Raw genomic sequence first — 19,387 nt, forward strand, 5'->3', positions numbered from 1 at the left:
AAAGGGCGGTGTGTCGGCGAAAGAAGACGTCCCATTGTGTTGGGGCGTCTTTTGTTTTTGGGGCAGTGCGAAGCAGGCTGTGGTCGAGGCGGGAAATGGAGGCCGGTTGGGTTGGCGGCATGATAGGGCAACCGAATCGCGCTGTCTGGCGGATTCCTGTTTGCGCTGATGGCCGTTGGCGCCCAGCACAAAAACACGGGGAAACGGCGGGCTTCCTTTTCATGCAATGGCGTGGTTTCGGGAAAACTATCGGTGAACGGTTTGTGAACAAACCGGCAAAAATGGTTGCGATTTCGTTGCGAGTTGGCGATAATGTATCGTATGATAGTTGTACATACATTCGGAATTTGACCGGTTGAGTGAAAAGGAGTGAAAGGAATGACCGTAACGATTTATGATGTGGCGCGGGAGGCGAACGTCTCGATGGCGACTGTTTCGCGTGTCGTGAACGGCAACCCGAACGTCAAGCCGTCGACACGAAAAAAAGTGTTGGAAGCGATCGAGCGGCTCGGCTACCGCCCGAATGCAGTGGCGCGGGGGTTGGCGAGCAAAAAAACGACGACGGTCGGGGTGATCATCCCGGATATTTCGAACATTTTCTTCGCCGAACTGGCGCGCGGCATCGAAGACATTGCAACGATGTACAAATACAACATTATTTTAAGCAACTCCGACCAAAACAAAGAAAAAGAGCTGCATTTGCTCAACACGTTGCTCGCCAAGCAAGTGGACGGCCTGTTGTTTATGGGCGGGACCATCACCGAAGAGCACGTCGCCGAATTTCAAAAATCATCGGTGCCGATCGTGCTGGCGGCGACGGTCGGGCCGGAGGAGATTCCATCGGTTAACATCGATTATGAGCAGGCGGCGTTTGAAGCGGTGACGTATTTGCTGGAAAAAGGAAACCGCCGTGTGGCGTATGTGACCGGTCCGACCGACGATCCGATCAACCAGCGGAAGTTGGCTGGCTACCGGCGCGCGTTGGAAGAGCGCGGGGTGCCATATGACGAAGAGCTGGTCGTTGAGGGCGACAATTCATACGACTCCGGCTTGGAAGCGTATGAGAAAATCGCGGAGCTTGCCGAACGACCGACGGCGGTGTTTGCCGGCACGGACGAAATGGCGCTCGGCATCATCCACAGCGCCCAAGACTATCACGTGCGCGTGCCGGAAGAGGTGGAAGTTGTCGGTTTTGACAACACAAGGCTTGCGACGATGGTGCGGCCGCGGCTGACGACCGTCGTGCAGCCGATGTACGACATCGGAGCGGTAGCGATGCGGTTACTGACGAAGTACATGAACAAGGAGAAAGTTGACAACCATATCGTCGTCTTGCCGCACCGGCTTGAAGTGCGGGAATCGACGAAATAGGAGCGAGGCTGATCCGAAAACGCTCCGCGTTTTCGGATCAGCCTTTTTCGCGTTTCCTCTGAACGCGCCTGCCGAGGCGCTCTCGTTTGCGTTTCCCATGCGCCGCCAACAGGCACGAACCGGCTCGATGGCGCCCATAAAAAGCAGCCCCCTTCGCCTATTGTTTCTGAATTTGGAGGGCGGTTCGGCCGGCCGGTCACCGTGCCGGCCGCTGGCTGCGGATGAAATACAACGCTTTTTCCACCGTCTGGGCATTTTTTTCGCTGATCTCTGCTTTGCGCGGAATCGGGGGATACAAGTCATCCGGGTCGTCCCACTCAAGCGGAAGCGCGAAGGGTGAAAGCGGTTGCTAACGTTCGCGCCGCTCATCTGGCAGCGGGCCGGACACATCGGCTTGTCCTGTCATCTCGAGCCAAAGGAGCGCCCATGCCCGCGGCACGACGCGCCAGATGTCATAGCCGCCGACGACGACGGCGATCCAGCGTCCGCCGCAATATTCATGTGCGATTTCGTGCGCGAGCTTCGGAATGGCGCGGTACGTTTTCATCGTCACCGACAAATGGGTGAGCGGATCGTAATAGTGGGCGTCGACGCCGTTTTGCGTCACGATGACATCCGGGCGGAAAAAGTCGGTGATTTCCCGAAGCGCGGTCGTATAGGCGGCGATCCATGATTCGTCTTCCGTGAACGCATCAACGGGAATGTTGAACGAATAGCCGTAGCCTGCGCCTAAGCCGCGCTCGTTGACATTTCCGGTCCCTGGGAACAAATAGCGCCCCGTTTCATGAATGGAAAACGTGCAAACGTTCGGATCGTCGTAAAACGCCCATTGCACTCCGTCTCCATGGTGGGCGTCCGTGTCGACGTACAACACGCGCAGTCCGTATTTCTCCCGGATGTATTGAATGGCGACCGCGCTGTCGTTGTAGACGCAAAAGCCGGACGCTTTGCCGCGGAAGCCGTGGTGCAGACCGCCTCCAAGGTTGAGCGCATGCCCGGCCGCTCCGGAAAGAACCGCGTCGACGGCGGTGAGGGTGCTGCCGACCAAAAGAGCGCTCGATTCGTGCATGTTGGGGAAAATCGGTGTATCCTCGGTGCCAAGGCCGTAGTTTTGCGCCGCCGCTTCCGATATAAATAAAAATGGCGACGGCTGGCGCGATTTTATGCAAATAGTCGATCGGATGGCGGGATCGAATTCTCATATACGTCCGAACAGCCGGGATGTTGAACGATTGCTGCAAGACATAGCGCACCGTGACGAGCCCGTGCGTTTTTCCGTCCGCGTTTTTCGGTGTATACGAACCGATCGAAAGCGACAAGTCGGGAATGATCGTCGCCGGCTGGATGACGCCCATCTCCATCGCCGGCGTGTATACTAAGAGCGGTTTCATCGTTGACCCGTTGGACCGGTGCGCCTGGGTGGCGTGGTTCAACTGCTCGCGCCCATAATCGAGGCCGCCGACGAAGCTGATGATTTTTCCCGTTTTGTTTTCGATGAGCATCGCCCTGACTTCGACCGGTTGGCGATGGAGGTCATTTTTCCTGTTTTCTTGTCTTTGGTGTAATACACATTGTCGCTTCCGTAATACGGGTAGCGGGCGGCGATGCGCTGCATTTGTTCATAAATCTTTTTGTCGATCGTCGTATAACATTGTGGAATTTTGCTGATTTTTCGCCGTTTGTGCGAAAAGCGTTAGGGTTGACAGCGAGCGCATCGCTATGGTAATAATAATGTATATATTTCATATGAGAAAGCGATGATGGGAACAAGTAGCGGCTGCCTCCCTGGTGCAGAGAGCTGGCGGACGGTGCGAGCCAGTCCACAGGCAGGCGTGAATTACCTCCCTGAGCAGCGATGGCGAACGTTTTTGGCACCTAGTAGCCATCCGCCGGCCGGCGCCGTTATCCAAATGAGTGAGAAAGCACCATGCTTTCTAAGTAGGGTGGTACCGCGACGAACACTCGCCCCTTCATCACGGGCGGGTGTTTTCTTTTGCATGACATTTATAAAGAGGTGAAGGACATGGATTTGCTTGCGGAATTGCAATGGCGCGGGCTCGTCAACCAAACGACGGATGAAGACGGGTTGCGCAAACTGTTAAATGAGGAGCGGGTGACGCTCTACTGCGGGTTTGACCCGACGGCGGACAGTTTGCATATCGGCCACTTGGCCACCATTTTGACGATGCGCCGCTTCCAGCAGGCGGGGCACCGGCCGATCGCTCTAGTCGGCGGAGCGACGGGGTTGATCGGCGACCCGAGCGGGAAAAAAAGCGAGCGCACGCTCAATGCCAAAGAAACCGTCGAGGCATGGAGCGCGCGTATTAAAGAACAGCTCGGCCGCTTTTTAGATTTTGAAGCGGACGGCAATCCGGCGAAAATCAAAAACAACTACGACTGGATCGGGCCGCTGGATGTCATTACGTTTTTGCGCGACGTCGGCAAGCATTTCAGCGTCAACTACATGATGGCGAAAGAGTCGGTTCAATCGCGCATCGAGACGGGCATTTCATTTACCGAGTTCAGCTATATGATGCTGCAGGCATACGATTTTCTCCGCCTGTACGAGACGGAAGGATGCCGCCTGCAAATCGGCGGGAGCGACCAATGGGGCAACATCACGGCAGGGCTTGAGCTTATTCGCAAAACGAAAGGCGAGGCGCGGGCGTTTGGCTTGACGATCCCGCTTGTGACGAAAGCGGACGGCACGAAATTCGGGAAAACGGAAAGCGGCACGATTTGGCTCGACAAAGAGAAAACGTCGCCGTACGAGTTTTACCAGTTTTGGATCAACACCGATGACCGCGATGTGATCCGTTACTTGAAGTATTTTACGTTCCTGTCGAAAGAGGAAATCGAAGCGCTTGAACAAGAGCTTCGTGAGGCCCCAGAGAAGCGGGCGGCCCAAAAGACGCTTGCTGAGGAAGTGACAAAGCTCGTGCACGGCGAAGAGGCGCTCAGGCAAGCGATTCGCATTTCTGAAGCGCTCTTTAGCGGCGACATTGCCAATTTGACAGCGGCGGAAATTGAGCAAGGGTTCAAAGATGTACCGTCATTCGTTCATGAAGGAGGCGACGTTCCGCTTGTCGAGCTGCTCGTTTCTGCCGGCATTTCGCCATCGAAGCGACAAGCGCGCGAAGACATCCAAAACGGCGCCATTTACGTCAACGGCGAGCGCCTTCAAGACGTCGGAGCCATATTAACGGCTGAACACCGCCTTGAGGGGCGGTTTACGGTCATCCGCCGCGGGAAGAAAAAGTATTATTTGATTCGCTACGCCTAAGAAAAAAGATCCGAAATGCTGATGCATTTCGGATCTTTTTTGCGCCTTAACGCGAGTAGAACTCGACGATGAGCGCTTCGTTGATTTCCGCCGGCAGTTCGGAACGCTCCGGCAAGCGGGTGTACGTCCCTTCCATTTTTTCCGGATCAAACGACAAGTAATCTGGAATGTAGTTGTTCGCTTCGAGCGCTTCTTTAATCACTTGCAAGTTGCGCGATTTTTCGCGAACGGCGATCGTTTGTCCCGGTTTGACGCGGTACGACGGGATGTTGACGCGGCTGCCGTCGACCAAAATGTGGCCGTGCGTCACGAGCTGGCGGGCTTGACGGCGCGTGCGGGCCAACCCTAAGCGATAGACGAGGTTGTCTAGGCGCGATTCTAACAAAATCATGAAGTTTTCGCCGTGTTTGCCCGGCATTTTGCCTGCTTCTTCAAACGTTTTGCGGAATTGGCGTTCGTTCACGCCGTACATATGGCGCAGCTTTTGTTTTTCTTGCAGCTGCAAGCCATATTCCGACAATTTCCGCCGTTGCCCCGGACCGTGTTGGCCAGGCGGATACGGACGTTTTTGCAATTCTTTCCCCGTGCCGCTCAACGAGATGCCAAGGCGGCGGGAAATTTTCCACATTGGGCCAGTATAACGAGCCATTCGTTGCTCCTCCTTACGCTTTTATTCCCGTAAAATAAAAGCAGATGTGCGCCAACAATTATGGCCATTTTGTTTTCATGCATCCTCGCTCTCGCAGCTAAGAGTTACACGATGCACCTCGGCGGGTCGAGGAACAAAATGAACCATAAAAGTGGGCACAAAGGCTGCTATATTTTACACAAAGGCTATTATATGATTTTTAGAGGATAAAGTCAACGTGTGAGTAAAATATTTGTGGGTGACATTCCGAAATGATCCCCGACGAGGGTTGCGAACTTTTGTTCGCGACGCTCGTCGGGGCCACCAAGCGAAGCGCGGTAGAAAAAAGCAAATGTCATGCAAAAAGGACTCTCTCCCTGCTATGATGGTGATTGTCAACATCAACCGAAAACAGGAGGGAAAGAGTCCATGAAACATCTTACCACAGAATGGCCTTTATTAAAAGAGCTGGAGGAACAATTAGTCAGAACTCTTCAAAAGGTGTTCGCTGTCTTGTTGGCGGCCCTTTTGGAGGAGATTGATCAACAACTGGCGGAAGCGCGGGACAAGCGCCGGTATCAGCTGAAAGACAAACGGCCGACTACGATCCAAACGCTGTTTGGAGAAGTGACGTTTCGACGGAACTACTACTATGACCGGCAAACGGGGAACTATACCTTCTTGCTGGATGCCGAATTAGGCTTTGATGGGGCCCGATCGATCAGTCCTTGCCTCGAGGAAACGGCGGTCGAGTTGGCCGTAGAGTGCTCTTCCTACCGCAAAGCGGCCCGTACGTTGGAGTCGATCGTGGGGTATGCGGTCATGAGCCACGAGGCGATTCGCCAACTGGTGCTGGAGGCCCCTGTCTCGCTGCACCGCCCTGTTTCCCAACGGCACGGCCGGGTGCTGTTTGTGGAGGCGGATGGACTGTTTATTTCCCGCCAGGGGAAAGGGAAACGGGCGAAAGAAGAGAAAATCCTGGCGGTTCACGAGGGATGGAAACGAAACGGTTCGCAGCTCGAGTTCGTGAACCGGCGCCACTACCTCCATGAAGGGGAGGGAGACGTGTGGGAACGGTTTGAGGAGTGGCTGATGAACGAATATGCCTATGATCCGTGCCGGGACCTGTTGATCATCAACGGCGACGCGGCGTCGTGGATCACGGCCTGCCGGGAGTATTTTGGGAAGCGGGCGTGCTTTCAGCTGGATCGATTTCATGTGGCGCGGGAGCTGCGTCAGTGTCTGTCCGGCCATCCGCGTTGGCAGGAGGTGCGGAAGAAGCTGGCGAAACAAGACGAAGAGGGGCTTCTCGTGGAGCTGAACAGCGCGGTCGGCACGTTGGAGGACGAAGCGAAAGAGAAGCAGATGGCTGCCATGATCCGCCGGATCGAGTCGATGCCGGGATGCATCCGGGACTATCGGGAGTGGCTGTCGGAGCAAGGGGTGGAGACGACCGGCATGCGTCCGATGGGCCACGCCGAGAGCGTGATGAGCCGGTTTGCGCATCGGGTGAAATCCCGCCGCAGCTGGAAAGACCAAGGGCTTCGGGCGTTTCTGAGGGCGATGGCAGCCCGAATCGACGGGATTTGGCGGAGAAATGGGCAGTTGGTGGAGGAAGAAGAGACCCGAACGGCAGCCTCGGCCTCGACGAAGTCCAAGCGGGTTGAACAGGCCAAACGGAAGGCAGGACGGTTGTGGGCAGATGTGGTGCGTCAGAATCTACCGTGTCTGCAGCGGTCATCCGGGACGCCGATCCATCAAGCGTTGTCGGCGCTCCGGGATGGTGGTTGGATGTAAAAAAATGGAATATCGTATCATCGCCTCAAGATGAGGGATGAGAGTCCGAAAGCGCTTACGAATGAATTCCTGAAAATGGTTCGCTAACTAGTGATTGGCAACACCCGTAGTGAACCGAAAAAATGTTCTCCACAAAGTCTTGACTGACTCAAAGTCAACATTTTGTTTCCCTTCTTCTCTATTTGTATGATATAATAAAAAATGCAATTTTTAGAAAAATTGTCATCCCATTCTCTTATTTGGAATGATGATGCCGGTTTGGGTGGAAAAGGCGATGAACAAGGAAGAAATGAAGCGGTATGAATCATTTAAACAAAAATTTTTCCACTGGTTTTTAGCGTTTCAGGACGATAGGCCGTTTTCGGCGGCGGCGGGCGAGTTGCTCGCGCTGCTAAAAGAAGAGCTGGCGCTCGAGCAAGCCGTTTTTTATTTGTACGACCCGGTGCGGGCTGCCTTTTATCCGGAAGCGGCCGCGGTTGGGACGCCGGACGCTAGGCCGATCGCGGCTGATGGAGAGCGGAAAGTCGCTGTTGTCGATGCCGGTGGGCCGCATATGGCGGCCCGGCTCTTTTTCATGCTTTCCGATGAGACACCGGCGATGGTCGAGCTCGTGTATCGAAAAGATGGCGGTTTTGACGAGCGGTTGTTGTGGGAGATCCGGACGGATTTGGCGCGATTGTTTCGGAAACTTAGCGCGGTGCTGCAAGGAGAGGGCGAAGAGAAACGGTATGGACAGCTGCATCACTTTGCCGCAAAAATTCATTCCTCGATGCATATCGATGTTGTGCTTGAAGAAATTATCCGCACGCTGCAAAACGTCTATCCATCATTCACCTACCACCTTCTGTTGTCGCATGACAACCATCTGCGCGGAAATTTGCCGATTAAAACGCTTGTATTGGATGAAAGGGAAAAACAGACGGCGGCGTTGCGGGCGTTTTTGACTGGACAAGTGCAATGCGAGGAGATGGAGGCGCCGCCGCGCTCGGTGCTGTACGCCCCGATTAAAGGGGTGCAGGCGGTGTATGGGGTGATTGAAATGATCGCCCCATACGCTGCGCCATTTCCAAAACGAGAGATTCATTTTATTTCGCTGCTGGCGAGCACGGCTGGAAGTGCGCTTGAGAACGCCAAGTTGTATGAACAGTCGCGCCGGCTTGTCGCCGATTTGCAGCTGATCAACGACACAATGCGCCAATTGAACGCCCGGCCGCGGCTTCATGAAGCCATTGAGTACATGGTATCGCAAATCCAACAATCGTTCGGCGCGGATGAAGTCGGTTTTTTCTTGTTTGCCGACGGCAAGCGGGAGCTTTTGCCAGGCAGCACGCCGTTTTTTTTCGACCATCGGTCCGAGCCCTATATCGAATGGGTGGAAAAGCGGCGCCAAAGCGGAAATGACATTTTATTTGCCGGTGATGTATGCGTGTCCGCTTTCGGTTCGTTTCGTTCCATCATGGCGGCGCCGATGCAGCAAAACAAGGAAACGAAGGGACTGTGCATTGCGCTCGCCAGCGAGCCATACCGATTTACGTTTGAGATGTTTAAGCTCTTGGAATCCCTCGTTCAACATTCAACGCTGGCGTTTATGAACGCGATGCTGCGCGAAGAGCTCGAGAAGATAGTAGTCACTGATTATTTGACAAAGCTGCATACGCGCCGTTACTTGGACGAGGTGATCCAAACATCCATGGGATCCGATGCATCCGGGGCGCTCATTTTGTTTGACATTGACAACTTTAAGCAAATCAACGATGTGTACGGCCATCAAACGGGCGATAGGGTGCTCGTCCAAGTGGCTGAGACGGTGTGCGCCAACATTCGCGATGGCGATGTGGCGGCGCGTTGGGGCGGGGAAGAGCTGGCGGTGTATTTGCCGAAAGTGCCGCTGTCTGACGCCATTTCGATTGCCCGCCGCATCACAGAAAAAGTCAGAGAACAAACGATTCCGACGGTGACCGTTTCGTGCGGTGTGTCATGGTGGGAGCGCCAAGGCTGCGAGGATGCAAAACAGCTGTTCAAACGAGCCGACGCCGCGCTTTATATGGCAAAAGAGACAGGAAAAAACTGCATTTTTGTGCACGATGACGGTCATTTGTATAAGGTGTAAAAAAAAGGAATCCGAGCAAGCGGATTCCTTCTTCGCGCTTGGTGCGCTTTTTTCGTCAGGCGGAAATGAGCACGCTGGCAAACTGCTCCAAGTAGCGGCGGTCGATGTCATCGAAGCGGTTTTTCACCGGGCTGTCGATGTCAAGAACGCCGATGACGCGGTCGTCTTTGATGAGTGGCACGACGATTTCCGATTGAGACGCCGCATCGCAGGCGATATGGCCCGGGAATTGGTGAACGTCTGGAACGACCACCGTCCGCCGTTTGGCGGCCGCCGTGCCGCACACTCCTTTGCCGAACGGAATGCGCACGCATGCCGGCAAGCCTTGGAACGGGCCAAGCACAAGCTCCTCGCCGTCTGCGAGGTAAAAACCGACCCAATTGATGTCGGTGAAAAACTGGTTGAGCAAGGCGGCTGCGTTCGCCAAGTTGGCGATGAAGTTGGGTTCCCCGGAAATGAGCGATTTCAGCTGTTCGATGACGAGCGCGTAATTTTCTTCGCGTGTTCCGTTGTAAGCCATGGGACGAAACATAGAACTAGCCTCCTTTTTCATCATGGTTGGAGCAGGACTCTGGCCTCAACATCCAGCAGGATGCAAGCAGGGAAATGGCTGATTCGCCTATTTTATGACGGCTGCGGGCGGTTGTCAACCGAAAGCGCCTCGCGGTCCATCCTCTCCCGTCCTTGGTGCAAGTCGGCGGCGCGATGGGCGTCGGATCCGTAGACGATTGGGATGCCCCGCCGCCGCGCCTCGGCGATCACGCCGCCCGGCGGATACGGCTCAAGGCAGAGTGGTTTGGCGGCGCCGGCGCCGTTGTAGTCCAATTCATAGCCGAACTGCTTGATGTCATCGAGAATGGAAACAATCCACTCATCCATTGGTTCCAAGCATGGGAAACGGCGTTGGAACTTGCGCACAAGCGTCATATGGCCGATACGTCTCGGTTTGTAGCGGCCAAGCTCCGTGCGGATCGATTGCAGCACTGTTTCGTAGTAGGCGCGGTGGACGCGTTCGACCGATCCGAACAAGCGGACGATGTCGGCGAACATATCTTCGCTGTAATCAAGGCATACATATTGCCCTTCGTAGGCCAAAAAGTGAACCGATAAAATGCTGTCGTCAAGCAGCGGGCCGACCTCGTCGAGCAGGCGGGTTGTTTCTTCCTCAAAGCCAGGAATAAAATCGACTTCGAGCCCGACACGGATGGCAATGTCGTTTCGGTAGCGGGCTTTCACCTCAGCGACGGCGTGCAAATAGCGCTCAAGCTGGCTAAGCTTCATCGAACAGTCCTGGTTGGGCGTTGGATCGATAAACCGCTCAGGAAGCGGGGCATGCTCCGTAAAGGAAATGTCGGTATAGCCCAGTTCGATCGCGCGCTCTACATAGGCCTCAAGCGGATCTTGGCTTCCGTGCGGACAAAACGGCGTATGAATATGCCCGTCGCGCATGATCGATTTTCCTCCTTTCTTCATGTATCATAGAAAAAATAGTGAAGATTCTTGTAAAAAAAATAAAAATTTTGGTCAAAAAATGTCGTTAACATGGTATCATAAAAACATTGAAAAACATATATTTTTGTCTTCCCCGCTATTTTCGTTTGTTCGATAGAAGTAGCTTGAATGCAAGGAGGGCATCAGCGGATGGGAATGGCATGGATCGTTCTGCTCCTCGGATCGGGGGCAATCATATATAATCATGTGTACCGAAAGCGGATGTACCGGGAAATCGATCGGCTCGAGGAATGGAAAATCAACTTGATGAACCGGCCGGTACCGGATGAGCTGGCGAAAGTGAAACAGCTGAATATGACAGGGGAGACGGAGCAGCTGTTTGAACGATGGCGCCAGCAATGGGACGACATTGTGGCAGTGAAGCTGCCGAATGTGGAAGAACAGCTGTTTGACGCGGAGCGGCTGCTCGACAAATACCGCTACCGGCAAGCGCGCCGGCTGCTTGGGCAGATCGCCGACGGATTGCGTCGTCTTGAGGAAGAAGTGCATGAAATCATTCATGAAGTGAATGAGTTGATCGGCAGCGAGGAACAAAGCCGGGCGGAGATCGAGGAGCTGCGTGCGGCTCACCGGGAAGCGAAAAAGACGCTGCTTGCTTACCGTTATACGTTCGGTTCGGCTGCCGACTTGCTTGACGTCCGTTTAACGGAAGCGGAAAAGCAGTTTCAGCGGTTTGCCGAATTGACGGAAGCCGGCAACTATTTGGCGGCGCGCGATGTGGTTCTGACACTGAAGGAAGAGCTCGGCCGGCTCACAGCCATGATGGAAGATATTCCTAAACTTCTTGGCGAATGCCAAACGTCGTTGCCAGCTCAGCTCGCTGAGTTGGCTGATGGCTATCGAGAGATGGAAGAGCGCGGATACATCCTTGACCATTTGCACATGGAGCGCACGCTTCAGGAAAAACGGGAAAAAATCGAGCAATGTCTGGCCATGATCCATGAGCTGCGCATCGAAGAAGCGAAGCAGATTGTCGCTGAGCTGAAAGAAGAGATCGACGCGCTCTACGATTTGCTCGAAAACGAAGTGCTCGCGCATCAATATGTGCAAACGGAAATGCCGCGCCTCAGCGGCATGCTTCAGGAGCTCGCCGCCGAGGCGAAGGAAACCGAGGCCGAGGCGCTGTTCGTCCAGCAAAGCTACCATTTGGCGCCAAGCGACCTCGAAAAGTACCGGAGCATCGAAAAGCAGCTGCACCAGTTGCAAAAGCGGTTTTTTCTCATTCAAGACCGCGTTGCCGAGGCGAAAACAGCGTATTCGCTCCTGAAAGAGGAGCTTGAGCAGCTTGTGTCTCAGATCGACCTCATGAAGGAAGAGCATGAACAGTTTCGAACGATGCTGCAGACGCTGCGCAAAGACGAATTGATCGCCCGCGAAAAGCTTGACGGCATGAGAAAAACATTGGCCGAGGCGCTCCGCCTTGTGCAAAAAAGCCGGCTGCCGGGGCTGCCTGAACCGTATGCGCTTGAATTGGCGGAAGCGAGACGCAGCTTGCAAGCCGTTGCCGCGCGTCTTGAAGAAAAGCCGCTTGACATGCCGGCGGTCGACCAAGCGTTGGAGGAGGCGAAAGCGGCTGTGGAACGGTTGTATGAGCGGACGGTGGAAATGACCGAACAGGCGACGCTGGCGGAGCGGACGATTCAATACGGCAACCGCTACCGCCGCCGCTATCCAGCGGTCCGCAAAGGGCTGGAAGAAGCCGAATTTTTATTTCGCCATTATGATTATGAGGAGGCGCTCCGGCAGGCGGTGGCGGCCGTTGAAGAAGTCGAGCCGGGCGCGTTTGACCGTGTGCAGAAATTATGGCAGGAGGATAACAGCCGCGAACAGTGATAAACCACCCGATCACGAGTATTGATTATCCATTATTTTACCTAAAAAACACAGAATCATATGGCTGAACACAAGCTTTTCTGCCTCTTCCCTCAAACAAGAACGCCGCCCGGAATATCTTGAATGAGGGGCTTCGTTTGCTGTCTTCGTAAGGCAGCCAAACCGTGGGACGCACGGGGATGGCTTGGCTGACAGCCTGCCGTGGGGCGGGTGTTCCCAAGAATCTCCCACCTCTTCGCGCAGGTGGAAGATTGTTCAATGGGTTTTTGGTGAATAATGTAAATGACGGTGTGTTTTCGTTGTCGATTGGCGCCTGTTTTGGTTAAGATGGACGATGTACAGCGATATTTTGCCGACAATGAGCGGAGGATGGAAGCGATGATTTATCTTGACAACAGTGCGACGACCAAACCATTTCCCGAGGTGATCGATTCGTTCGTCGCCGTCGCAACGAACTATTTTGCCAATCCGTCGTCGCTCCATGGGCTGGGCATGAAGGCGGAGCGGCTTTTGGCGCAGGCGCGTGAACAAATCGCCGCCATGCTGCGCGTTAAGCCGAACGAAATCGTTTTTACCTCCGGCGGAACGGAGGCGAACAATTTCGCCATCAAAGGGGTCGCCTGGCAATATCAGCGGCGCGGCCGGCATATCATTACGACGAAAATCGAGCATCCGTCTGTCGCTGAACCGTGCCGCCAGCTTGAGGAGCTTGGTTTTGAGGTGACGTACTTGCCGGTCGACCGCGAAGGAAGGGTATCGGTTGAGCAAGTGGAACGCGCGCTGCGCGACGATACGATTCTCGTGTCGGTCATGCACGTCAATAACGAAGTTGGCACGGTGCAGCCGATCGAAGAAATCGGCGCCCTCTTGTCCCGCTATCCGAAAACATTGTTTCACGTCGATCGGGTGCAAGGGATCAGCAAAGTGCCGCTCGACTTGAAGCAAGCCGGTGTCGATTTATGCACGATATCGGCGCATAAATTTCACGGATTGCGCGGCGCCGGCTTGCTTTATGTCCGTGAAGGCGTCCGCTTGGCGCCGTTGATTGCCGGCGGCGGGCAGGAGCGGCAGCTTCGGTCCGGAACGGAAAATGTCGCCGCCATCGTCGCGATGGCGAAGGCGCTTCGCTTGGCGCTCGAGCGCTACGAGCGGGACATCGGCCGGCTTCAAGCATTGAAAGACGAGTGGCTTGAAGCGCTCTTGGCGATTCCAGACATCGAGATCAACACGCCGCGCGATGGCGCCGCTCCTCATATCATCAACTTTTCGTTAAAGCGCGGCGTGAAGCCGGAAGTGTTTGTTCACGAACTGGAAAAAAGAGGAATATACGTTTCGACGACGTCAGCCTGTTCATCGAAAAAAAAGGCGCCGAGCAAGACGCTTTTGGCCATGGGGCTTGGTGAAGACCGAGCCGAGCGCGGCATTCGCATCAGCTTGTCGTTTGACAACAGCCGGGAAGAAATCGCGCCGGCGGTGGCAGCGATCAAGCAGGCGATCAAAACATTAAGCGAGGTAACGGAATAAGATGATGAACTATGACCGCATTTTGATCCGCTACGGAGAAATGACGACGAAAGGAAAAAATCGGAACATCTTCGTCCGGCGTCTTAAAAACAACATTGCCCGCAAACTGCAGGCGTTCGAGCGGATTCAGATTGAATATATGCGTGACCGAATGTATATTTTATTAAACGGCGAGCCGCATGAACCGATCATCGAAAAGCTGAAAACCGTTTTTGGCATTCATTCGTTCAGCCTGGCGATGAAGTGCGAAAACGATCTGGACGCCATTAAGGAAACGGCGCTCGCCGCCGTCCGCCAGCTCCCATACAAAGGAAAAACGTTTAAAGTGAGCGCCCGCCGCGTCGATAAGCAGTTTCCGTATCGAAGCGACGAGCTGAACTACGAGGTGGGGGCGCATATTTTGCGGCAGACGGACGGGCTTAGGGTCAACGTGCGCGAGCCGGATATTGACGTGCGCATTGAAGTGCGCCAAGACGGGACATATGTCACGTGCCGCGACATTTTCGGCGCCGGCGGCCTGCCGGTCGGAACGAGCGGCAAGGCGATGCTCATGCTCTCCGGCGGCATCGACAGCCCGGTTGCTGGTTATTTGGCGATGAAGCGCGGTTTGGAAATTGAGGCCGTCCACTTTTTCAGCCCGCCGTTTACAAGCGAACGGGCGAAGCAAAAAGTGATTGACCTCGTGCGCAAGTTGACGACATACGGCGGGAGAATCAAGCTTCACATCGTGCCGTTTACGGAAGTGCAGCAAGCCATTTATCAAGGAGTTCCGAACGAGTACTCGCTCATTTCCACTCGGCGGGCGATGCTTAGGATCACCGACGCGCTGCGCCGCCGCCAGCGGGCGTTGGCGATTGTCACAGGCGAAAGCCTCGGCCAAGTCGCGAGCCAGACGCTAGAAAGCATGTACGTGATCAATGAGGTGACCAATACCCCGATTTTGCGCCCGCTTGTTTCGATGGATAAACTTGAAATTATCGAGCTGGCGAAGCAAATCGGCACACATGATATTTCCATTCTTCCGTATGAAGACTGTTGCACCATTTTTACGCCAAGAGCGCCGAAAACGAAGCCAAAAAAAGAAAAAGTGTTCCATTATGAGAGCCAGCTCGACCTCGCTCCGCTTCTGGAAAAGGCAGTCAATGACACAGAAACGCTCGTCATTGATGAAGAAACAGGGCAGGGCGATGAGTTTGCCGAGCTGTTTTGAATTTCAAAATTTACCAAAAAGAATCGCTGCATATCGCCATCTGTTTTCACACATTCTATAGGTACAAGGAGGTGAAAACAGATGGCACGCAACAACAATCAATTGCTTGTTCCGGGTGCCCAACAAGCGCTCGAACAAATGAAATACGAAATCGCCCAAGAATTTGGCGTCAACTTAGGCGCTGACACGACTTCCCGCGCCAACGGTTCGGTCGGCGGAGAGATCACGAAACGCCTCGTTGCCATGGCGCAGCAACAATTGGGCGGCGCACGCCAATTCTAATTTCATAATGATGGCTTACGCGGCGGGGGCATTTCCCGCCGCTTTCATATGAGAAAAACGGTATTCAAAATAGAACGGCTATTTTGTATAATAAAGATGCCGACCAAGGCGAAACAAGACAGAGGGGGAGAGGAACGATGAGGCGGGAAGACTTGATTGCTCCCGAGCGCTACAATTTAACATCGGAAATGGAACGGCATGCGGCCGCCGGCCCGGATCGGATCGCGTTGAAATGGGAGAGCGAGCAAGGCGAAACGAAAGAGATTACATACGGCCGCTTGATGGCGCGCGCCAACCAGATTGGAAACGCTTTCTTATCGCATGGGCTCGAAAAAGGCGATAAAGTGCTCGTCATGATGCCGCGCCTCATTGAAAACATACGAAGTGTATATAGGGGCGCTCAAAGCCGGGCTTGTCGTCATCCCAAGCTCGGAGATGCTGCGGACAAAGGATTTGCAATATCGGCTCGTCCATAGCGAAGCGAAGGCGGTTGTCGCTTATGCGCCGTATACGGACGAATTTGCGCCGATTGACGGCATCGAACGTTTGACGAAGTTCGTCATCGGGGAACCCCGAGACGGATGGATTCCGCTTGAAGACGCCATGGCCAAAGAGAGCGAAACGCTTGAGGCGGCGGATACCTCGCGCGATGATATGGCGTTTTTGTCGTACACATCCGGCACGACCGGCAATCCGAAAGGGGTCGTCCATTGCCATGGTTGGGCGTACGCCCACTTGCGCACGGCTGCGAAAAACTGGCTGTGCATTGAAGAAGGCGACCTCGTTTGGGCGACGGCCGGACCGGGATGGCAAAAATGGATTTGGAGCCCGTTTTTATCGGTGCTCGGCTCAGGGGTGACCGGCTTTGTCTATTACGGCCGCTTTGAGCCGGAAAAATATTTACAGCTATTGGAAAAACACAACATCAATGTGCTGTGCTGCACGCCGACCGAGTATCGTTTGATGGCGAAAGTGCCGGACATCGGCCGCTATCATCTATCTCATTTGCACAGCGCCGTGTCTGCCGGAGAGCCGCTCAACCGCGAAGTGATCGACACGTTTGCCAAGCATTTCGGCGTCGAAGTGCGAGACGGCTACGGCCAGACAGAAAACACGCTGCTGGTCGGAGTCATGAAAGGAATGCCCATCAAGCCGGGTTCGATGGGGAAACCGACGCCAGGCAACCGCGTCGAAATTATCGATGAAAACGGCGAGCCGTGCCCGCCCGGACAAGTCGGCGACATCGCCGTCCATATCGAGACGCCGGCGCTGTTTAAGTATTATTACAAAGATCTGGAGCGGACAGCGATGCAGTTCCGCGGCGACTACTACATTACGGGAGACAAAGCGCGCAAAGACGAAGACGGCTATTTCTGGTTTGAAGGCCGCGGGGATGACATCATCATCAGCGCCGGTTATACGATCGGCCCGTTTGAAGTCGAAGACGCGCTTGTCAAGCACCCAGCCGTAAAAGAGTGCGCCGTTGTCGCCAGTCCGGATGAAGTGCGCGGCCATGTTGTCAAAGCGTTTGTCGTGCTGCGCGACGGGGTCGACAAAGACGATTCGTCTCTGATTCCGGCCCTGCAAGAACATGTGAAACAGTTGACGGCGCCGTACAAATACCCGCGCAAAATCGAGTTTGTCGACGATTTGCCGAAAACGGCGTCCAGAAAAATCCGCCGCGTCGAGCTGCGCGAGCGGGAAGCCCGCCTTGTCGGCCGGTCGTCGTAAGTAGAAAGAGCCGGTTGAGCTGGCCGTTGTCAGAAGCGGAGCGATGTCCGCGCGGCGACCAAACAAGAGGGTGTCTCGTTGCGAGACACCCTCTTGCCGCATGCGCGTCGAACGGATTCGCCATTTTAGATCCGGTGTTTCGCCGGGAGAACAGACACACGCTTCACAAAAAGACGCGTTTCACTTTATCCCAGAACGAATTGTCTTTTAGGCGCACCGTTTTGACCACCCGGTCGCTTAAACGAATGTCAATCCGCTCAATATGCTGGATGCTGAGCGCTTCATTGTCGAGGCCGATGATCGGAAAATGGCTTGTTTCTTCCAACATTTTCAGCGTCAACGTCCGCGAGCCGCTCAAAATGAACGGCGAGCCGAGCGTCCGATAGCGGTTGCTGTTGAGCGAGGCGAGTTCGCTCACTTGAAAGCACGGCAAGAGCGGATCGACGACCGCTCCGTGCACCGATTTATTGTAGCCGGTGCTGCCGGTCGGCGTCGAGACGATAATGCCGTCGCCGCGGAACGTCTCAAAATGCAAATCGTCGATGAACACGTCGACCGCCATCGTTTTAATGATTTGCGAGCGGATCGAACATTCGTTTAAGCAGAAAAACGAAGCCGCGCCGTCGATCGTCACTTCGATGATTGGGTAGCGCCGCACTTCGAGTTTCCAATTTTTCGCCGCTTCCACCATATGATCGATGTCGTCAATATGGAAATCGCAGTAAAACCCGCGCGCCGGCAAGACGGACACGCCGACGTACAAACGGTCAGGAAGAAATCCCGTCTGCCGGACCGCCTGCAAAAATGCGCCGTCGTCGCCGATGCTGACAATGATGTTCGCTTCCCGATAGTCGTCGACAACGACAAACGGCCCGCGCTCAGCCCATTCGATGAGCGGTTTCACTCGCCGGACGAGTTCATCGTCGCGCTTATAAAAAAAATAAAGGTGGTTGCGTTCGGTATCCATATTTTGCATCCTCCTAGTAGCGTTGAATCTTGAACCGATGTACAATGAATATTGTACCACGTTTGCCACGATTCTAAAAATATGGCAGCCGATGCAAAGGGAGGAAGATGATGAATCGAAAACGATGGACGGCGTTGGCCATCGCCGCCGCCTTGTTTGTGATCTCCGTGCTTGTTCAGGCGGTTGGCGTTCTTTTGTCCGACAAGGCGGGCGGCTGGTCGGAAAGGTGGCTGGCGCTCATGGAGTCGCCATTTAGCGAAGAAGTCATCGCCGAGGGCGACCCGTTGAAAAAAATCGCAGTGTTGGAAGTGAACGGAGTGATTCAAGATGCGGGGGAAGCGGAGTCGTTTCTTTCCTCATCACAGTACAATCACCAAACGTTTTTGCAAATGATCAAACAGGCGAAAGAGGATCAAGACATCAAAGCGATTATCTTGCGCATTAATTCGCCGGGCGGCGGTGTCGCGGAAAGCGCGGAAATTTACGATCAGCTGATGAAGCTGAAAAAGAAGACGAACAAGCCGATTTATGTATCGATGGGGACCATGGCCGCCTCGGGCGGTTACTATATCGCAGCGGCCGGCGATAAAATTTTCGCCAGCCCGGAGACGATCACCGGCTCCATCGGCGTCATCATGCAAAGCGTCAACTATGAAGGGCTGGCAAAGAAGTACGGCGTGGAGCTTGTCACGATCAAAAGCGGGCCGTACAAAGACATCATGAATCCGGCGCGCAAAATGACCGAAGCGGAACGGGAGATTTTGCAACGGCTGATCAATGATTCGTATGATGCGTTTGTGGATGTGGTAGCCAAAGGGAGAAAGCTGCCGGAAGACACGGTGCGAAAGCTGGCGGACGGCCGCATTTATGACGGGCGACAGGCGAAGGCGCTCCGCCTTGTCGACGAGTTCGGCTACTTGGATGACGCGATCGCTGCGCTCAAAAAAGAGCATCATTTAACCGGCGCTCAAGTCGTAAAATACGTGAACGATGCGCCGTGGAGCTCTCTCTTTGAGGTGGTGTCGAACCGGATGAAGCCGGACAGCGAGGCGGCCGGGCTCATCCGCCTGTTGTCGCGCCCATCCTCGCCGCGGCTTATGTACTTGTACGCCGAATAGGGGGGATCAAGAAATGGAGGA

The 19,387-nt window shown here is 54.5% G+C and carries 13 protein-coding genes, 3 pseudogenes and 1 other annotated feature; of the genes and pseudogenes, 10 read left to right on the top strand and 6 right to left on the bottom strand.

Annotation, left to right across the window (positions count from 1 at the left end; genetic code table 11):
• Window positions 1-378 precede the first annotated feature (378 nt).
• Window positions 379-1,371 (top strand): catabolite control protein A, encoded by a 993-nt coding sequence (gene ccpA / locus NSS88_RS12145; RefSeq protein WP_033014500.1) that lies wholly within the window; start codon window positions 379-381, stop codon window positions 1,369-1,371.
• 196 nt (window positions 1,372-1,567) lie between these two features.
• On the opposite strand, the pseudogene NSS88_RS12150 reads toward ccpA, so the two are convergent.
• Together NSS88_RS12150 and NSS88_RS12155 are read right to left on the bottom strand one after the other, a co-directional pair.
• Window positions 1,568-2,503 (bottom strand): annotated as a pseudogene (locus NSS88_RS12150) (acetoin utilization protein AcuC); the annotation flags it as partial.
• A gap of 25 nt (window positions 2,504-2,528) precedes the next feature.
• Window positions 2,529-3,019 (bottom strand): annotated as a pseudogene (locus NSS88_RS12155) (penicillin-binding transpeptidase domain-containing protein); the annotation flags it as partial.
• A gap of 100 nt (window positions 3,020-3,119) precedes the next feature.
• Window positions 3,120-3,344 (top strand) — a binding site (T-box leader).
• A 50-nt stretch (window positions 3,345-3,394) separates the two neighbouring features.
• Between NSS88_RS12155 and tyrS the strand changes: the two are divergent.
• Window positions 3,395-4,654, top strand: a complete 1,260-nt coding sequence (gene tyrS / locus NSS88_RS12160) for a tyrosine--tRNA ligase (protein ID WP_033014498.1) — start codon at window positions 3,395-3,397, stop codon at window positions 4,652-4,654.
• 46 nt (window positions 4,655-4,700) lie between these two features.
• On the opposite strand, the gene rpsD is transcribed toward tyrS, so the two are convergent.
• Entirely contained in the window at window positions 4,701-5,303 is a 603-nt protein-coding gene (gene rpsD, locus NSS88_RS12165) for a 30S ribosomal protein S4 (protein ID WP_033014494.1), read from the bottom strand.
• A gap of 408 nt (window positions 5,304-5,711) precedes the next feature.
• Here rpsD and NSS88_RS12170 point away from each other — a divergent pair, with 408 nt between their 5' ends.
• Both NSS88_RS12170 and NSS88_RS12175 read left to right on the top strand, forming a co-directional pair.
• A complete protein-coding gene (locus tag NSS88_RS12170; RefSeq protein ID WP_341082672.1) occupies window positions 5,712-7,079 on the top strand; it encodes an ISLre2-like element ISGsp3 family transposase in 1,368 nt (455 codons plus the stop codon).
• Window positions 7,080-7,353: 274 nt separating this feature from the next.
• A complete protein-coding gene (locus NSS88_RS12175) occupies window positions 7,354-9,189 on the top strand; it encodes a sensor domain-containing diguanylate cyclase (RefSeq protein WP_033014584.1) in 1,836 nt (611 codons plus the stop codon).
• Between the two features lie 55 nt (window positions 9,190-9,244).
• Here NSS88_RS12175 and NSS88_RS12180 read toward each other — a convergent pair whose 3' ends face one another.
• Together NSS88_RS12180 and hisJ are read right to left on the bottom strand one after the other, a co-directional pair.
• The gene (locus NSS88_RS12180) at window positions 9,245-9,721 is read right to left on the bottom strand and encodes a GAF domain-containing protein (protein WP_011232274.1); all 477 of its coding nucleotides are present in this window, start codon (window positions 9,719-9,721) and stop codon (window positions 9,245-9,247) included.
• 92 nt (window positions 9,722-9,813) lie between these two features.
• Entirely contained in the window at window positions 9,814-10,638 is an 825-nt protein-coding gene (gene hisJ / locus NSS88_RS12185) for a histidinol-phosphatase HisJ (protein WP_033014493.1), read from the bottom strand.
• 192 nt (window positions 10,639-10,830) lie between these two features.
• Here hisJ and ezrA point away from each other — a divergent pair, with 192 nt between their 5' ends.
• The 5 genes and pseudogenes from ezrA to mbcS all read left to right on the top strand — a co-directional run bounded on the left by ezrA (window position 10,831) and on the right by mbcS (window position 17,281).
• Window positions 10,831-12,534 carry a septation ring formation regulator EzrA gene (gene ezrA / locus NSS88_RS12190; protein WP_341084806.1) on the top strand — a complete coding sequence of 568 codons (1,704 nt, stop codon included), beginning with the start codon at window positions 10,831-10,833 and terminating at the stop codon, window positions 12,532-12,534.
• 378 nt (window positions 12,535-12,912) lie between these two features.
• Complete coding sequence (locus tag NSS88_RS12195; protein ID WP_033014582.1) at window positions 12,913-14,058, top strand: cysteine desulfurase family protein; 1,146 nt, start codon at window positions 12,913-12,915, stop codon at window positions 14,056-14,058.
• A 4-nt stretch (window positions 14,059-14,062) separates the two neighbouring features.
• Window positions 14,063-15,268, top strand: coding sequence for a tRNA uracil 4-sulfurtransferase ThiI (gene thiI / locus NSS88_RS12200; protein WP_011232269.1), 1,206 nt, complete (start codon window positions 14,063-14,065; stop codon window positions 15,266-15,268).
• An 81-nt stretch (window positions 15,269-15,349) separates the two neighbouring features.
• A complete protein-coding gene (locus NSS88_RS12205; protein ID WP_033014490.1) occupies window positions 15,350-15,550 on the top strand; it encodes an alpha/beta-type small acid-soluble spore protein in 201 nt (66 codons plus the stop codon).
• A 137-nt stretch (window positions 15,551-15,687) separates the two neighbouring features.
• A pseudogene (gene mbcS, locus NSS88_RS12210) lies at window positions 15,688-17,281 on the top strand (acyl-CoA synthetase MbcS).
• 163 nt (window positions 17,282-17,444) lie between these two features.
• On the opposite strand, the gene NSS88_RS12215 reads toward mbcS, so the two are convergent.
• A complete protein-coding gene (locus tag NSS88_RS12215; protein ID WP_055358927.1) occupies window positions 17,445-18,248 on the bottom strand; it encodes an NAD kinase in 804 nt (267 codons plus the stop codon).
• Window positions 18,249-18,358: 110 nt separating this feature from the next.
• Between NSS88_RS12215 and sppA the strand changes: the two genes are divergently transcribed.
• A complete protein-coding gene (gene sppA, locus NSS88_RS12220; RefSeq protein ID WP_055358926.1) occupies window positions 18,359-19,366 on the top strand; it encodes a signal peptide peptidase SppA in 1,008 nt (335 codons plus the stop codon).
• Window positions 19,367-19,387 lie beyond the last annotated feature (21 nt).

It is taken from the genome of Geobacillus sp. FSL W8-1251 (assembly GCF_038005945.1).
GTDB classification, from domain to species: domain Bacteria; phylum Bacillota; class Bacilli; order Bacillales; family Anoxybacillaceae; genus Geobacillus; species Geobacillus stearothermophilus.

Bases quoted from the DNA above. Each gene is read 5' to 3' on its own strand.
- ccpA (WP_033014500.1), top strand. From the start codon at position 379: ATGACCGTAACGATTTATGATGTGGCGCGGGAGGCGAACGTCTCGATG.
- tyrS (WP_033014498.1), top strand. From the start codon at position 3,395: ATGGATTTGCTTGCGGAATTGCAATGGCGCGGGCTCGTCAACCAAACG.
- rpsD (WP_033014494.1), bottom strand. From the start codon at position 5,303: ATGGCTCGTTATACTGGCCCAATGTGGAAAATTTCCCGCCGCCTTGGC.
- NSS88_RS12170 (WP_341082672.1), top strand. From the start codon at position 5,712: ATGAAACATCTTACCACAGAATGGCCTTTATTAAAAGAGCTGGAGGAA.
- NSS88_RS12175 (WP_033014584.1), top strand. From the start codon at position 7,354: ATGAACAAGGAAGAAATGAAGCGGTATGAATCATTTAAACAAAAATTT.
- NSS88_RS12180 (WP_011232274.1), bottom strand. From the start codon at position 9,721: ATGTTTCGTCCCATGGCTTACAACGGAACACGCGAAGAAAATTACGCG.
- hisJ (WP_033014493.1), bottom strand. From the start codon at position 10,638: ATGCGCGACGGGCATATTCATACGCCGTTTTGTCCGCACGGAAGCCAA.
- ezrA (WP_341084806.1), top strand. From the start codon at position 10,831: ATGGGAATGGCATGGATCGTTCTGCTCCTCGGATCGGGGGCAATCATA.
- NSS88_RS12195 (WP_033014582.1), top strand. From the start codon at position 12,913: ATGATTTATCTTGACAACAGTGCGACGACCAAACCATTTCCCGAGGTG.
- thiI (WP_011232269.1), top strand. From the start codon at position 14,063: ATGAACTATGACCGCATTTTGATCCGCTACGGAGAAATGACGACGAAA.
- NSS88_RS12205 (WP_033014490.1), top strand. From the start codon at position 15,350: ATGGCACGCAACAACAATCAATTGCTTGTTCCGGGTGCCCAACAAGCG.
- NSS88_RS12215 (WP_055358927.1), bottom strand. From the start codon at position 18,248: ATGGATACCGAACGCAACCACCTTTATTTTTTTTATAAGCGCGACGAT.
- sppA (WP_055358926.1), top strand. From the start codon at position 18,359: ATGAATCGAAAACGATGGACGGCGTTGGCCATCGCCGCCGCCTTGTTT.